Origin of the sequence: Listeria sp. SHR_NRA_18 (assembly GCF_003856515.1) — a bacterium.
Taxonomy (GTDB): Bacteria; Bacillota; Bacilli; order Lactobacillales; family Listeriaceae; genus Listeria_A; species Listeria_A newyorkensis.
The window spans coordinates 53,733-68,760 of the sequence record NZ_QPKR01000003.1; the positions used below are offsets into that span (position 1 = coordinate 53,733).

A 15,028-nucleotide genomic window follows, 5' to 3' on the forward strand; every position below is an offset into this window, starting at 1 on the left:
GGTAATAGATTCAACAAGTTACTATTACACATCAAAAAACGCATACCAATCAAGGTATACGCTCAAAAAATTATTTTGTTGCTTTCCATAATTCCACCATCTCATACGCAATATCCCGAAGTAAATACGTCGTCATAAACTGATCTTCGGCGTGTATGAATAACATCGACATCGGGATTTTCTCGCCATTTGCTTCTTTTTGAATAAGGTTTACGTGATTTTTATGTCCTTCGCTTAAATAATGGTTGGCTTCATCGATTTTTCGATATGCTTCTGTAAACTTTCGCTGTCTCGCAAGTTGCAATGCCTCTGTAATCTTGCTTCGCGCACCGCCGACAGCCCCGATAATTTGAAAAGAAGCTAGCTCCATTCCTTCCATTTACCTCACCCCGTTTGTTATCTCAATCACTGTCTCAAGCGCCGTCACCGAACTTCCACCTACAAAAATTCGCACGGTGCCTGGTTCTAATTCCCATCGATTTCGGATGGACCAAATTTGGAGTTCAGCCAGCCCGATTTCGAGTGTTACTTCTATTGTTTCGTTCGCGCCAATTTTGACTTTTTGGAATGCTTTTAGTTCTTTTTTGCGTCGCGTAATGCTGGCTTCTTGGTCGTGGATATAGAGCTGCACGACTTCGGAGCCGGCACGTTTGGCGCGGTTTTGCACGGTTACTGTGAAGCGGAACTTCTCGCCTGATTCTAACTCGGCAACTGTTCGGCTTTGATGTGTTGCTTGGATTTCTTGATACGCGAAATCGCTGTAGCTCAGGCCGTGCCCGAATGGATACAGCGCCGCGCCTCGTTCATCGAAGTAATCTTCTTTGTATTCGCCGGCTTTTTGGTTGTAGTAAACCGGGAGTTGGCCGGAGGAGCGCGGGATGCTGACTGGCAGTTTTCCGGATGGATTCACGATGCCAAATAGGGTTTCGGCGACCGCGATTCCGCCTTGTGCGCCGGGATACCAAGCCGTGAGTAGCGCATCTGCCTGTTCGCTGAGCTCTGGAATTGCATTCGGACGCCCTTGCACGAGTACGACAACGACCGGTTTGCCTTGCTTTTTCAACGCTTGGAATAGCTCCAATTGGACGGCTGGTAATGCCAAATCCGCCAAATCCACGTTCTCGCCTGCATCCATATTCGGACCCTTCGAGCTCACCGCCCCATTATTCAAAAATTCCATATCAAAATTCCGCGCGCTCGAGCCTCCTAAAATAAGGATGACGGTATCGGCTGATTTTGCGAGTTCTGACGCGCGTTCGATGCCACCTGCTACTTTTTCACGGATATCGCAGCCTTTTTCATAGCTGATTATCGTATTTTCAGGCGCGAATTGCTTGATTCCCTGCAAAATAGTGACGCCATCCGCTAAATTTTGCGGGGCTGTGTAGTCGCCAAGTTGATTGTATAAGGCATCCGCATTCGGCCCGATAACCGCGATACGTTGCGGGTTTTTAAGTGGTAGAACGCTGCGGTTTTCCAGTAAACAGATAGATTCGCGTGCCGCTTTTACGTTCAAAGCACGCCACGATTCGGCGTGATCTGGCACACTTTCCGATACGTACGGATTTTCAAATAAGCCGAGTTGGAATTTCAATCGCAAAATCCGACTTGTCGCTACATCCAGTACTTCCTCGTCCAAATCGCCAGAGGTCACTGCTGCCGCCAAATTAGGAAATACCTCGTCCCACAAACTCAAGTCAACGCCCGCCGCAAGTGCCATGGCACCAGCTTCTCGCACGTCAGGATTCATCGCCAGCAAGCGATCCAATGCACAGCCATCCGCCATCACAATGCCGTCAAAGCTCAGCTCCTCCCGCAAAATCCCCGTCAATAATTCCCCATTTGCGTGACACGGTACGCCGTCGATTTCATTATACGCCGCCATCACGCCAAGCGCGCCTGCCTCAGCAGCAGCAACCATCGGCGGTAAGAAAATCTCTCGCAACTCGCGCATCCCAATTGATACTGGGCCAGAATTATGACCACCAATCGGTTCGCCTTGTGCTGCAAAATGCTTCAGAATTACCGCAACCCGGCCACTCGCTTGGAAACCCGTCGTGATTGCCTTCGTGAATTCCGCCGCTAAAAATGGATCCTCACTAAAACACTCTTCGGCGCGTCCCCATCTCGGGTCACGCAAAATATCAAGCGCCGACGCCAAAGCAAGATGCACACCTTTATCGCTAATTTCCGCGGCAATCGCCTCCGCAATTTCTCGTTGCAACGCCGTATTAAACGACGCACCGCGAGCCAAGTTCACCGGATACGACTCACTATCCAGCGCCTGATGTCCATGCGGAACCTCCTCCGAAAATAGCATCGGAATGCCCAGTCGCGAGTTTTCCATCACGTACTTTTGCAACTGATTCGCCACCCGCGCCGAGTTCCCCCGACTAATCCCATTTTCCTGATTCATTCCCGACCACGGATCCGCCCGAAAAAGGCCATATAGCGCGCCAATCCCGCCAAATTTTGCGACCTCATCTTGGAACTTCGGCGTCACGTCAAACGACTCGCCCACACGTTCAAACGCCTGCCAGCCATAAAGTCTCTGGTTCAGCTGCCCGCATTTTTCCTCCAACGTCATTTGCGCCAAAAGATCCGCGACTCGCTCCTCCGTATCCAATCTATCATCTAAATATCGCGACATACTACTACTCCTCCAACAGCGCTAAGCCCTGCGCCAGAACCTTTTCACCATCCATCCGGCCATAATCCACAATCGCAATCACGCCAACTGGAATCGAACCTTCGACCGCCTCACTCACCTTGTCTTGCATATAGCTCACCTGTGGCCCCAACAAAATCGCATCCGCCAGACGCCAATTCTTCTCAAAATCAATCTCCGAAATCGCCCAAATATCAATCGCGATTCCCTTCTCATCCGCTATATTTTGCATTTTTCGAACGAGCACACTTGTAGACATGCCAGCATTACACATCAACATTAATTTTTTCATCGCGAACTCTCCTTACACTTTAATCCGGTCATTGACTTTCAAGAACGGCAGGTACAACAGCACACAAACGCCAACTAAGAAAATTTGAAAAACTGCTGCTCGCCAATCTCCGCCTGTCGCTAGAAATCCTGATGCAACAACGGGTGTCGTCCATGGAACCATCACGACGACCTCTGAAATCATATTTATTTTTGTCGCAATGTAGGCCAGTAGCAAACAAAGCGGTGTCGAAATAATAAACGGAATCATCAAGCTCAAATTATACACAATCGGTAGTCCGAAAACGACCGGTTCATTAATATTGAAAAGCCCTGGTGCAGACGAAAGCGCCGCGATTTCGCGATAATCTTTCCGCTTACTCCATATGAAAATCGCAATCAGCAGCGCAATCGTATTTCCGCCGCCGCCCATAACACCGAAAATGTCACGGAAAGTCGTGTTAATAATGTGCGGAATCGCCGCATGACTCGCATAAGCCGTCATATTATCTTGCATATTCGCAAGCAAAACAGGATCCATAATCGGTCCCAAAATTCCACTTCCTGCAATCCCAATCGAGTACAGCATCTGCGAAATCGTCATCAACGCTAAGAATCCTGGAACACTCGTCACTAAGAATGTCAGCGGTTTTTGAATAATCGTTCCTATCAAAGCATAAATATTCAACGCGAACAGTTGCGTCAACAAGAATGATACAAAAGCAAACACCAGCACCGTCAACATCGTCGGAATCAACACATTAAACGATTTAATAACAGCAGGCGGAACACTTTCACCCGAAATCTTGATTTTCAACTTCTCGCTTTTCGAAAAATAAATAAACAGTTCTGTAGACAAAAGCGCCGTCACAATCCCCACGAACATCCCAGCCGAGCCAGTAAGCGCCGTCGGAATAACACCCGCAACCTCCACAGCTTTCGTCGCGCCAAGCGGAATCACTTCTGTCGCCAATGGGATAAAAATGATAATCAGTGCAATCGTTTGCAAAGCCGGCGCGAACGGATTTTCGAATCTCCGGTTTTGCGCTAGAAAATAAGAAACCGACGCCCCAATCAAAATCGTGATAATCCCCAGCGTCCCGTTCACAATACTGTTCCCCAGCTCCTGCCAAGTAGTCAACGTCGCCGAACTAATCACATTCGACATAAAGCCATCCGGTTTAATAATGACGTTATTGATCAACACCATAAAACCCGCGAGCATAATAAACGGTAAAATCGTGGCAAACGCGTCACGCATTGATTTAAGGTGGATCTGATTTCCCAACTTTTGCGAAACCCAGCCCAATTTTTCAACAAATTTCTTCATGTTGCAAACCTCCTCTTCATTATACCTCAAGTGTAGCGCTTTCTTTTCTGTAAATAAAGCCAGTCTTTTTCCGCAAGATTCCACTCACAAAGGAAATCCGCAAAAATCAGCTAGGACTAATTCCAAACAAGATAAAATCGCCTTGCCATTCATTTTTGGGTAAGACGAAAATAATGCTTCACACAAATCGAGCGAAAGCGTTTGTATTCAGGGGATTTGGTGGAAGCCGGAAGCGGAGCATACTGGTGTATGTGAGAACCGGAAGTCCGCCAAATCCCCTGAATGCGAACGCTTGCCGCCGATTTATTTGGATTATGTCTTATTTTTTTTCAAAATATGCATAAAACCGTCAAAATCACGAATTGCCTTCAGTTGCCGCATGACTTTCGGATTTTCAACGATGTCACTAATTAATTCATACGTCGTCGTAAGTTGCGACTGTTCCTTGTTTTTCACGGCCAGCATAAACACCACTTGCGCGCAATCTTCCTCATTCCACAACACTGGTGCCTCGCAAATACACACCGCAATCGCCGTCCGCGCCACATCTGCTTGAATCGGATGCGGCGTTGCCAGTCCATTTCCGAGAAACGTCGGAACTACCAATTCCCGCTCAAAAATCGACGGCAAATAGTCCTCGCCAACATACCCCTGCTTCATCAAAAGCCCCGCTAATTCTCGTAAAACCCGCTCCTTATCCCAATCCTTTTCCGAAACAACGAACAGCGATTCCGAAAACACGCTTTCCATCTGAAACGGCGAGCCACTTCCCAACATCGCTTCAATCGCCCGCATATCTGACTTCATCAAGAACGGCGAAACCTGTACGTACGGATGGCTTTGATGGCGCAATGGTACCGTCGCAATGACGAAATCGCAAGCTACCGGTCGACTCTCATATTCATGAAACGAGTACACGCCAATAACCTCCAATTCCTCCGCAAACGCCTTTTTCACCTTCGACTGCAAAAGTTGCGACGTTCCCAATCCAGACGCGCATACAATCAAAACCCGTTTTTTAACGCTTTCCTGTACTTTATCCAGCGCGTACAGTAAATGAATCGCCAAATACCCAGCCTCCGCCTCATTCACCTTCGTGCCAAGCTCCTCCTCCAGCACATCTTTCGCCGTCAAACCCAACTCGAACGCCAACGGATGGTTCTGCTTCAAATTCGACAAATACGGATTTTGGATGTTCATCTGAAATTTTATGCGGTTAATCGCTGGTTTTAAGTGGAGTATCAAGTTGGAAATGAGCGCCTGATCACCAAGCAACGCGTAACCATAACGTTTTTGGATCCGCTCAAGCATTTTGTTCACTAACATAAATTCCCGATAATCGTCGTAATCCGTCGCGATATGTTTTGCGCTGAGATGCAGCAACAAATAGGACAGCTCGGTTTCAGGAAACACGACACCTTCCTGCGCCTCAATTTCCCGAATCATCGTCTGCGATGCCCGCAATTCCTGCATGTTAAATTCAATATTTAAAAGCTCATCCGCTGCAACATAACAATCATCCCGAATCCGACAAATCGCGATTGCAATATGGATAATCAGGTTTTTCAGCGCAATATCGGTCATATGAATCTCATATTTAGACACACTTTTCGCGACAATACGCTGAATCCCCTCCAAATCAACCTCTTCGAAAAAGCCTTGTTCCGCCTCACTTATGAGCAAACTTCGTGATTCTGTTAACAAATAATGCGAAAAGCAAAAACGGACATGGAGCTCCGTTCCGAGTATTTTAACCCCATATCCCGCCTTTTTGCCAAGCTTCAAATCAAATTCCGCCAGTTTTTTCTTCACTTCTGGGATAGCCGCGTTGATAGTCGACTTGCTGACATAAAGCTCATCCGCGATTTCGTCCAGTTTGACATATTTATTTTTCAGAAGGAGGTAGCGAATGATGTAATCTGTGCGATCTTCGGCGAGCATCGGAGTGATGTGGAGATTAGATCGCTCGCTAGTGTAGACGAGAAGCAGGTTTCGTAGCGCCGTTTCATCCTCCACAACTAGCTTATAACCAACGCCACGCACAGATGTGATTTCATTTTTCGATGGCCCCAGAATATCGTGAAGCGCTTTTATATCATTGCGAATCGTCCGCGGATCCACATGAAGCTGCTCGCCAAGTTCTTTTCCACTGACAAAATCCATTTTTACGTATAGTAGTTGGAGCAAATCGCGCCATCTCGGCACCGGAATCATTGACTCACTCATCTGGACCTCCTCCTTTCTTTCATTATTCCGTTACTTCCAAGCCAAAATAGTAAGTGACATAGTAACCGTCTTCGTACCCATCGCCATCGTATAATTCCTTGAGAATATACATATACTTACCGAACTCAGATGGAACGTTATATTGCCAAGTTCCATCCTCTAGTTTCTTTACATCGACTTGCAGAAAGTCATCGCCTGACTTAGGAACCATTTCTAGCGTAATTGAATTCAGATGTGAGGCTTTTAAAATACCCGTTTTCACTTTTTGTTGAATCGTGATTTGCACTTTATCCGTGTTATCTGTCTGGACTAATTTTTTGCTATTCAAAAAATCTTCTGGTGCAGGAAAATAAGCTTTCGTTTGCTCTCCATTCCAGCTATAATCTGTTCTCGATGGTTTGATTTCTGTGCCTGGCGACGACTTCAACGTAATTTTAGGCGTTGTTTTCTGAATCTGCTCATCATTACTAGGCACCATCCCACAGCTGGTAAGCAGAAATAAACTCAGAACAATCAGGGCTATTTTCTTCATTTCCTAAATCCTCGTTTCCAACCACTAAACACGAGTAGTCGATATTCTTTTCTAGATATAATCAGGAGAAACAGTCCGACATTACCGATTAATGTGATCATCGTGAGCAATGGTACAAAAATAATCGCCGTGAAAGAAACCCAGATTCCCCAAATAATCATCGCGATGATTAGCAAAAATGAGAACTTCTTTTGTTTCAGAATCAAGATAGCCGTGATGATTCGGATGATGCTGAACAGTAGGAATATTTCCGTTGTGAAGACGAAAGAATCTAGAATCAGGTTGATCGTCCATGAACTGGCGAACTTAGAAACTTGCTCGTGAAAGGCGAAATCAATGTAGTTCGTCGCTAGCTGGTCGATGAATCCGCTTAAATATTTGCCTGCAATTTTGCTCAGAATAAAGAATACGAGGTAAATTATTATCTCGATAATGGAGTAAACGATGAGTAGCCAACTGCTTACTTTGATGACAGAATCTTGGGTTTTAGGTGGTTGCATTGGATTTTCTCCTTTTCTTGATTACTCTTTCATTCCATCCGATAAATCCTGCCCATACCGATCAGATCACCATTCTCCTCATTTCGCAAACCGATGAAATACTCACTTTGGGGCAGTGCTTTTGCAGAAGTTTCAATGTCTCGGAAGCTCAGCCCGCAGTCCACCCGCAATTGGACAAATTCGGATGCGGCCGGTAATGCGGTCGTTATCTGATACATGGCGGAACCTCCTCTTATTCGCTGTCTTCGTAAATGCCTTCCGTCGCGGACAATTGGAAAGGCTCGGCGTTCCACGTAATCACGATTTCTTTTGTCAATGTTACCTCTATTTTCTCAACCAAATGCGGCGTCGATGTGATGCTTGCTGATTGCTCGGTCAAATCAATTAAGAGTGGCGCTGGATCGCCGAATTCCTTCATGTCCAGAAAAATTGCCAGATTCCCCTCGCTCTCTTGATAAATGCGCACACGATGATCCGAATGCACACGCCAGCCGTGACTCACCATTATTATAATCATTTTAAATCTCCTCTCTTATTTTCGAAATGCATCCTGCCGTTCATGAAAAAACCGTTCTAACAACTGCACATTCTCAAGCTCCGTCCAAGCACACGTTTGCAAACCATCCCGGTCCAAATTATAAATCGTCCCTGATAGCGCTCCCAGTAAAAACGGCGAATGCGTCGCAATCACAAACTGACAATCTAAAAATCGCGCGGCTTGATTGATGATTTCCGCCAACTTCATTTGATTTTCCGGTGACAGCGAACTTTCCGGCTCATCCAATAAATAAAACCCGTCCGGCACAATATAATCCTCAAAAACCTGCATCGCCGTTTCACCGTTAGAATATTTCTCCTGCGCAAACTGAAGGCGTTTGATCTCCTTTTTCATCGCATAAGACCCTTGATGCTCTGCGATTTCCTCCTTTGTTTGCCCCAGACGACCACGCTCATACACATAACCCTCCCGCAAAATCGCCTCTTGCTGGATTAATGTCCTCACTCTTAATATAGCGACTATTCGCCGGAATCGCAAGCTCACGAACACCATCTTCCGTGGTTCCAAAGCTCGCCTTACTTTCCGCTACATAGTTCGAAAAATAATCCATCTTACTCCACGCCTTGTTCTGCTCAGCGCCTGCCACACCTAGCTTCGTCGCCATGAGATTCAGCAACGTCGACTTCCCAGAGCCATTGTTCCCATATAAAATAGTAATCGTATCAAAAATAAATATCTCGCCCGATTTCCCACGCAAAATATTGTACGGATAAATATTCGGATTCGTAACAGAACCACTCGACAACTCAAAACACCTGACATATTGCATAGTGGGCCCTCCTTTTTTAGCTTTAAGCCCATTATACCAAAAAAGCCACCCGAATTCCGAGTGGCTCCTTCCTATCCATTTTTCACGTCAAATCGACAATCACTTTCACCGTGCCTTCTCCTTTGATCGCGACATCAAACGCTTTTTCGATATCAACCAATTTGAAAACTTGTGTAACCATCGTTGCGATATCGGTTTTCTTGTTGATAATATGATCGACAACTTTGCGAATATCACCGTCTGTGTAACCGCTCGCGCCTTGAATGCTCACTTCTTTTGACATAACTTGCGCCAAGCTCACTGGCACTTCATCTTTATACACCGCGATAATCGAGATTTTTGCGCCTGGTTTCACGATTGCCATCACTTGCTTGAACAAAATTGGTGCGCCCGCTGCATCGATAAAAAGATCCACGTCCGGAACGACCTGCCCGTACACATTTACTTCCCCAAAATGCGCGCTTAATCCTGCCGCCAAATCCTGCTTCATCGTGTTTAAAACGCTCGCGCCAAGGTGTTCCGCTTTCTGCAATCGCCAGTCATTCGTGTCCACCACACAAACATTCGGAAACCCTTCTGCAATCAAGCTCGCCGCCGCAGACATCCCGATTGGTCCCGCGCCCAGCACGACAAGTTTATCAGTTGGTTTCGGATTTGCGCGGAATGCACCGTGTCGACCAACGCTCATCGGCTCCATCAATACCGCCGATTCTAGCGAACAATCCTTGCCCATATCGTATAAATTATAGTTCAGCGCCGCGTCTTCAATCAGCACATATTCCGAGAATCCCGATGCTTCCAGCGACTGCCGGCGTCCCGCTCGTTTTGCCGTCACAGGATTAATCCCAACAATCATCCCTTTCGCAACTTCACTCGCTACAGCCGCGCCAATCTCAACCACCTCACCGACCATCTCATGGCCAAACTCAGCGCCAATGCTAATACCGCGATTCCCAGCTCCGCCTCGCACAATATTAATATCCGTGCCACAAATCCCAGCTCGAAGATTCCTCACCAAAACATCTTTTTCACCAACTTGCGGCACCGCTTTTTCCTCTACTCGAATTCCTTCTTTTCCATAATAAACTGCTGCTTTCATATGACATTCTCCTCATTTCTTATTTTATTTACGAAGCTTTTTATATGCTAAAACAGTGCCAGAAACGGCTAAAACACTTGCAATACCTATGATTATCTTTTTCATCGTTGTCACTTCCTCTGCGCTTTTTTATTTAACATCTCAAATATATTAGCGATGGAAATATAGAGTATCACCGCGCCAACTATCAATAATGTAATTTGGAATCCTAACATCACGCCAACCTCCTCTTCAAAATCATATATATGCCGATAAAACCTGAAATTGTCCCAAAAAGTAGTCCAGAAATCATATTATAGCCAACCACATTGCCATCATATGCAAAAGACAAGAGCGCGGCTTGCGTCAATGCCAACGATATCAAAGCCGACGCAAAATTGGTCAATTTCACCGCTTCCATGATTAATTTCTTATCTTTTCGCGCGTTTATAATCCCATGAATCGACAACACCAATTCTGTAAACGTCACAGTCGCAATGATAACAGCGATGTGCGGATCGTATTTAATCGCCGTATTGGAGATCGTCAGCACGCTGCAAAACACGATAAACATAATGCTCGAAAACAAAATCATCCAACCGATGCTGCGATACGATTTCCGCTGATCCCTCTCGGTGACACTACTCGTACGATGCGTTTTAACAGCCAAATATTTCGCGACCGCCATCCCAATGTTGAAAAAAGCGTTGATAACGAGAATAAAAGATAGCGAAAATACGCCTAAAACAATTTTTCCAATCGCAAGCATCGCGTTAAACGGCACGGCAATCGTTGTAAAATACATGCACCTTGTATATCTGTCCCTCACATTCCCGCGCCCCTTTTTCAAAATTGGTATTACTTCGGCAACAAACCATTCGCCTTCTTGCTCACTTCGTACAACTCTTCGTTTTTCTGATCCATCAAAATCGTGATTTCGGCGGTTTTTTTCTGGTATAATTTTTTGTAGCTAAAATATGGTATCAACCAGCCGAGAACGCCTGGAATGGCGAAAATGATGGAAAGCGTGATGAGCCCGCTCGTGACGGCAAACACGGAACACGCCATGCCAATCGTTCCCACCAAAGCGATGCCGTAAGCCACGATTCGCGCCGTCGTTTTTTTCGAACGCTCCAGTTGCTCCATCTCATCCACACACGCGTCGAATTGTCGCTGTAACCGTGTCAATTCCGCCTTATTACGAATTTTCCGATCCCGCTTAAACTTGATTTTCAGCGAAGTCACCGATTTTGACACACTGTCCAAATCCCAGCCGAAATTAGTGTAGCCATCGATAAACAGCGATTCTTGCTCCTGATTTATCGTGATATCCTTGTACTCATACCCCACAAAATCCGCTCTACCACTCATGTCCATCTCTCCCTCGCCTCATTTGATATACCTATCTTAATAAACAAATGTTTGCGATTTGCATCTAAAATGTTTCTGAAATGTTAATTCGCACGCAAAAAAAACAGCCCCGATTCCAGTTTCGAATCCAAGACTGCTATTTTTAATACCCAGCTTTTAGCGTGACGACAAACGTCGAACCTTTGCTAAGCTCGCTCGTCACCTCGATGGTCCCGCCCACAAGCTCAATCACCCGTAGCGAAAGCGCCAAGCCCAAGCCGTTTCCATCCTTTGAATGCGACGAATCTCCCTGATAAAATTTCTCAAAAACCCGCGTCCTCGTTTCCTCATTCATTCCGCAACCCGTATCAGAAATCGCGACACGCACCGAATTTGCCGTCGACGTTTGCGTACACGTGATGACCCCGCCAGGTTCCGTGAATTTCAATGCATTGGACAGCAAATTCCGCCATACGATTTCCATTAAATCCGGATCCGCGTAAATCGATGCCTGCTCCTCGATATCAACCACCAGGCGTATACCCTTTCGCTCCAGTAAATCATCGAACGCCAAAATGCTATCAGAAAGCTGGCGACAAACATCATACGGCTCGTCCAGCAACGGAATACTCTGATTTTCCAACTTGTTCAGACTCAAAATATTCGTCACCAAAACCGATAAACTCTGCGACGCTGTAATAATCGTTTCTACATACTCTTTGCGTATTTCTGGCGCTATATCCTCGTTTTTCAGCGCCGTCGCGTAATTTTGGACAATCGATAATGGCGTTTTGATTTCATGAGACACATCCGCGATAAAGTTCGTTTTCATCGTTTCGAGCGATCCCAGCGCCTCCACCATTTTGTTGAAATCTTGGAACATGACATCGATATAATTATGCTTGTCCACCCGGTGTAGCGGCTTCAAATAAACCGTGAAATCCCCCTCCGCCACTTGCTTCGTCGCCTGACTTAACTCACGCATCGGCTTATCAAACGCGATATATTTTTGATACCCCGTGAAAATACAGAAAATCGCCGCAATAATCGCCCAATATAAAATATACCAACCAAGATACGGCCCCGATTCCTTCAAAATATCCGCGCCAAACATCAACGCCGGAAGCATTGCGAGCCCGCCGAGCGCCAGCAAAACAGCGATATATTCCCACCAAGAAAAGCGACTCATTTTTTTCAAGCTGCCGTCATTCATGCCAACACCGCCTTATACCCGATGCCATGCACGGTGACAATTTTAAAATCGGTGCAATCTGAGAACTTCGTGCGGATTTTTGTGATGTAAATATCCACCGCGCGCAGGCTCGTCTGGCTCTCGATTCCCCAGAATTCATCCATCAACTGCGCCCGCGAAAAAGCCTGATTCGGATAAGACAGCAATTTGTAGAGCACATTAAATTCGCGAACCGTCACCGGCACATCAACATCGCTAACCGTTGCGCTCACTGCCGCCGCGTCCATTGTCAAACTACCGACCACCAATTTTTGCTCCGTCGCAATATTCGCCCTTCGAAGCAACGCCGTCACCCGCAAAACCAGTTCATCAAGATCAATCGGCTTCACCATATAATCATCGATACCAATCCGAAAACCGCGCTGTTTCGCCGCCAAATCATCCCTCGCCGACATGAATAAAATCGGAATATCCTTATCCAGCGTCCTCACCGTCTCCGCGAATTCGAACCCATCTATTTTTGGCATCATAATATCCGAAATAATTAAACTATATCGATTGCTATACATTAAATCATACGCCTCTTGTGGCCCCGCGCACCCTTTCGCCGCATAACCATTGCTAGCCAAATACGCGCACGTAATATGATTCAATTTCGCATCGTCCTCCACCACTAATATATTAATCAAAATCCGCAACTCCCTCACCATTTTGATTATATTATACACCTAAAATGTTGATAAATTGTTTCTATTAGAAAAAATTTCCCTATTGCAACACCATTTCCCGTAGCATAATCGAGCCTGCATTCGTCTGATTGAATTCAAAACCAATACTTTGAATCTCACTCTTATTCACATTTGTTAGCAAAGCGAGCGGAATTCTCACATCCATCAGTGGCGTGTATCCTAACCAAAACGGCTCTGTTGTATATGACGTTTCTTCAACCCCATATAAATAACTAAGCGCCGGTGTATTGTTGCTCAGAATAATTCTTGCTTGCTTTCCTTTTTTATCAGTGAAAACAAGAGTAAACGCCTGATCCTTTCCACGATTTATTTTATTGGTACTATCTTGCGCTATCAGCAAACGCACTGTTCTGAATTTAGAAAAGTCCTTTGTAGCCATTGGTAACGTTGCTTTTCCTTTTTTATTCGTCCACTGCATATTGAGCAAATTCAAATTCGGCCCATTCAAATTGAACTCTGTCTCAATCGGATGTTTAAAATAACCCGCTGTATTTCGCTTCTTATCCACAGATTCCACGACATATTTACTCTTCATGTCCGATGTTTTCACCTGAATCTTCTTATCCGCCGTGAATATTTGCTTTGTTTTCGGGGTATACATGGAGCTCATTACTTTCAATCCGTACATTTTTTGAGGAGCCACACCATTCGCGTTAAAATTAGCTTTTGGCTTCTGCTTACCGTGAATAATACCTAGAAACTCAGCCGCGTAATTTGTAAGAAAAGTTTCGTGCTGTTTTCTATTGATTGTATTTTTATCCAAAACGTTGTCACTAGGCACATTCGGCGTGAAGCCCAAGTCCAATTTTCTGCTAAAGTAATAATGGTTCGCGCCTCTTAAAAAAACATCATTCGCCCATGACTTGCGGCCCTTTTTCACCTTTAGTTCGTCGAAAGAAATTTGCCCCTCCAATGTATCCACGTCAAAATCGTACTCTGGAATAATAAAACCATGAGGAACATCCGTATACGGCGCATTTGGCAGATTCTTCGATGGTGCCAGCGAAATCATGCCCTTAATCGATTTATTCCCTTCTTTTTTCAAACTTGTAGCAAGAAAATCAATGCCTTGCCCACCACGCGAATGACCAATAAGTGTCACGTCATTAAGATTAATCTTATTTTTCAAATCTACTTTAAAATTCGAAGTTTCTCCTTTCACGGCCTTGGCTAATCCGCTAAGATGCGCTTTGTAGATGCTGATTAAACGCTCATAATTTTTAGAATTACCATAATCAATAGCGCCATCCTCGATTGATTCTTTATAAACCTCGTATTGCTCAGGGTTCACATCAATGCTAATGACTGCATATTTCTCTTTTGCTAGTGACTGGGTCAAGTAAGTAAAGCCCTTGTAATACTTTTCAGCTTCTGATATATGCTCATAATCTCGGATGCCGTGGCGTCCATGAATGATAACAACGAGCGGATATGGACCACCTTTTCCTGTTGGGATTGAGAGTACGCCTTGCTTCATATAGGGCATATCCACTTTTCCTGGTGTTTTTAAGAATCCTTTGCCTAAATTGTAATCTACCGTGGTTATCGGTGTTTTTTGGATTGGCATCGATTGCTGGCTCGTCGTTGGTAACACCATAGCTTGCGGACCTTTTGCGGACATTGGGAATATACAGATAATGATGATTATGATGACTGCTACTACGACACAAAACAACGGGATAATTTTTTTGTTTTTCATCTTGTTCTCCTTTTTCAATAGATTTGTTTCTTATTCATTTCTTATATTACAATTATAATACAAATATTACGATAAATAAAGCGTTTTATTAATATCTCGCAAAATT

The 15,028-nt window shown here is 45.1% G+C and carries 16 protein-coding genes and 1 pseudogene; all 17 read right to left on the minus strand.

The window, feature by feature from the left end; translation table 11 throughout:
* Positions 1-70: 70 nt before the first annotated feature.
* The 17 genes and pseudogenes from DUK53_RS05910 to DUK53_RS05985 all read right to left on the minus strand — a co-directional run bounded on the left by DUK53_RS05910 (position 71) and on the right by DUK53_RS05985 (position 14,922).
* Entirely contained in the window at positions 71-379 is a 309-nt protein-coding gene (locus DUK53_RS05910) for a PTS sugar transporter subunit IIA (RefSeq protein ID WP_036090452.1), read from the minus strand.
* On the minus strand, positions 380-2,650 hold the full coding sequence (locus tag DUK53_RS05915; RefSeq protein WP_036132629.1) for a glycoside hydrolase family 3 N-terminal domain-containing protein: 2,271 nt from the start codon (positions 2,648-2,650) through the stop codon (positions 380-382).
* A 4-nt stretch (positions 2,651-2,654) separates the two neighbouring features.
* Positions 2,655-2,960 carry a PTS sugar transporter subunit IIB gene (locus DUK53_RS05920; protein ID WP_036132628.1) on the minus strand — a complete coding sequence of 102 codons (306 nt, stop codon included), beginning with the start codon at positions 2,958-2,960 and terminating at the stop codon, positions 2,655-2,657.
* A gap of 12 nt (positions 2,961-2,972) precedes the next feature.
* Positions 2,973-4,268 (minus strand): PTS sugar transporter subunit IIC, encoded by a 1,296-nt coding sequence (locus DUK53_RS05925; protein WP_036132626.1) that lies wholly within the window; start codon positions 4,266-4,268, stop codon positions 2,973-2,975.
* A 312-nt stretch (positions 4,269-4,580) separates the two neighbouring features.
* On the minus strand, positions 4,581-6,494 hold the full coding sequence (locus tag DUK53_RS05930) for a BglG family transcription antiterminator (RefSeq protein WP_036132622.1): 1,914 nt from the start codon (positions 6,492-6,494) through the stop codon (positions 4,581-4,583).
* A gap of 22 nt (positions 6,495-6,516) precedes the next feature.
* On the minus strand, positions 6,517-7,026 hold the full coding sequence (locus DUK53_RS05935) for a hypothetical protein (protein ID WP_036090443.1): 510 nt from the start codon (positions 7,024-7,026) through the stop codon (positions 6,517-6,519).
* Positions 7,023-7,526 carry a hypothetical protein gene (locus DUK53_RS05940; protein WP_036090440.1) on the minus strand — a complete coding sequence of 168 codons (504 nt, stop codon included), beginning with the start codon at positions 7,524-7,526 and terminating at the stop codon, positions 7,023-7,025. The genes DUK53_RS05935 and DUK53_RS05940 overlap by 4 nt, the downstream gene beginning before the upstream one ends.
* A 44-nt stretch (positions 7,527-7,570) precedes the next feature.
* Positions 7,571-7,744, minus strand: a pseudogene (locus DUK53_RS05945) (GNAT family N-acetyltransferase); the annotation flags it as partial.
* Positions 7,745-7,758: 14 nt separating this feature from the next.
* Positions 7,759-8,043 carry a hypothetical protein gene (locus DUK53_RS05950; RefSeq protein ID WP_036132619.1) on the minus strand — a complete coding sequence of 95 codons (285 nt, stop codon included), beginning with the start codon at positions 8,041-8,043 and terminating at the stop codon, positions 7,759-7,761.
* 15 nt (positions 8,044-8,058) lie between these two features.
* Positions 8,059-8,484, minus strand: coding sequence for an AAA family ATPase (locus DUK53_RS17770; RefSeq protein WP_236637273.1), 426 nt, complete (start codon positions 8,482-8,484; stop codon positions 8,059-8,061).
* Entirely contained in the window at positions 8,477-8,854 is a 378-nt protein-coding gene (locus tag DUK53_RS17775; protein ID WP_236637274.1) for a hypothetical protein, read from the minus strand. Before DUK53_RS17775 ends, DUK53_RS17770 begins: the two co-directional genes overlap by 8 nt.
* Before the next feature lie 82 nt (positions 8,855-8,936).
* Positions 8,937-9,953: a zinc-dependent alcohol dehydrogenase gene (locus DUK53_RS05960; RefSeq protein ID WP_036090438.1), complete on the minus strand. Its 1,017-nt coding sequence runs from the start codon at positions 9,951-9,953 to the stop codon at positions 8,937-8,939.
* 214 nt (positions 9,954-10,167) lie between these two features.
* Positions 10,168-10,761, minus strand: coding sequence for a hypothetical protein (locus tag DUK53_RS05965; RefSeq protein WP_124892627.1), 594 nt, complete (start codon positions 10,759-10,761; stop codon positions 10,168-10,170).
* A 29-nt stretch (positions 10,762-10,790) separates the two neighbouring features.
* A complete protein-coding gene (locus tag DUK53_RS05970; protein WP_052164987.1) occupies positions 10,791-11,303 on the minus strand; it encodes a hypothetical protein in 513 nt (170 codons plus the stop codon).
* 142 nt (positions 11,304-11,445) lie between these two features.
* Positions 11,446-12,495, minus strand: a complete 1,050-nt coding sequence (locus tag DUK53_RS05975; RefSeq protein ID WP_036090431.1) for a HAMP domain-containing sensor histidine kinase — start codon at positions 12,493-12,495, stop codon at positions 11,446-11,448.
* The gene (locus tag DUK53_RS05980; protein WP_036090429.1) at positions 12,492-13,163 is read right to left on the minus strand and encodes a response regulator transcription factor; all 672 of its coding nucleotides are present in this window, start codon (positions 13,161-13,163) and stop codon (positions 12,492-12,494) included. The genes DUK53_RS05975 and DUK53_RS05980 overlap by 4 nt, the downstream gene beginning before the upstream one ends.
* Positions 13,164-13,242: 79 nt before the next feature.
* Positions 13,243-14,922, minus strand: coding sequence for an alpha/beta hydrolase (locus DUK53_RS05985; RefSeq protein ID WP_036132617.1), 1,680 nt, complete (start codon positions 14,920-14,922; stop codon positions 13,243-13,245).
* Positions 14,923-15,028: the final 106 nt, after the last annotated feature.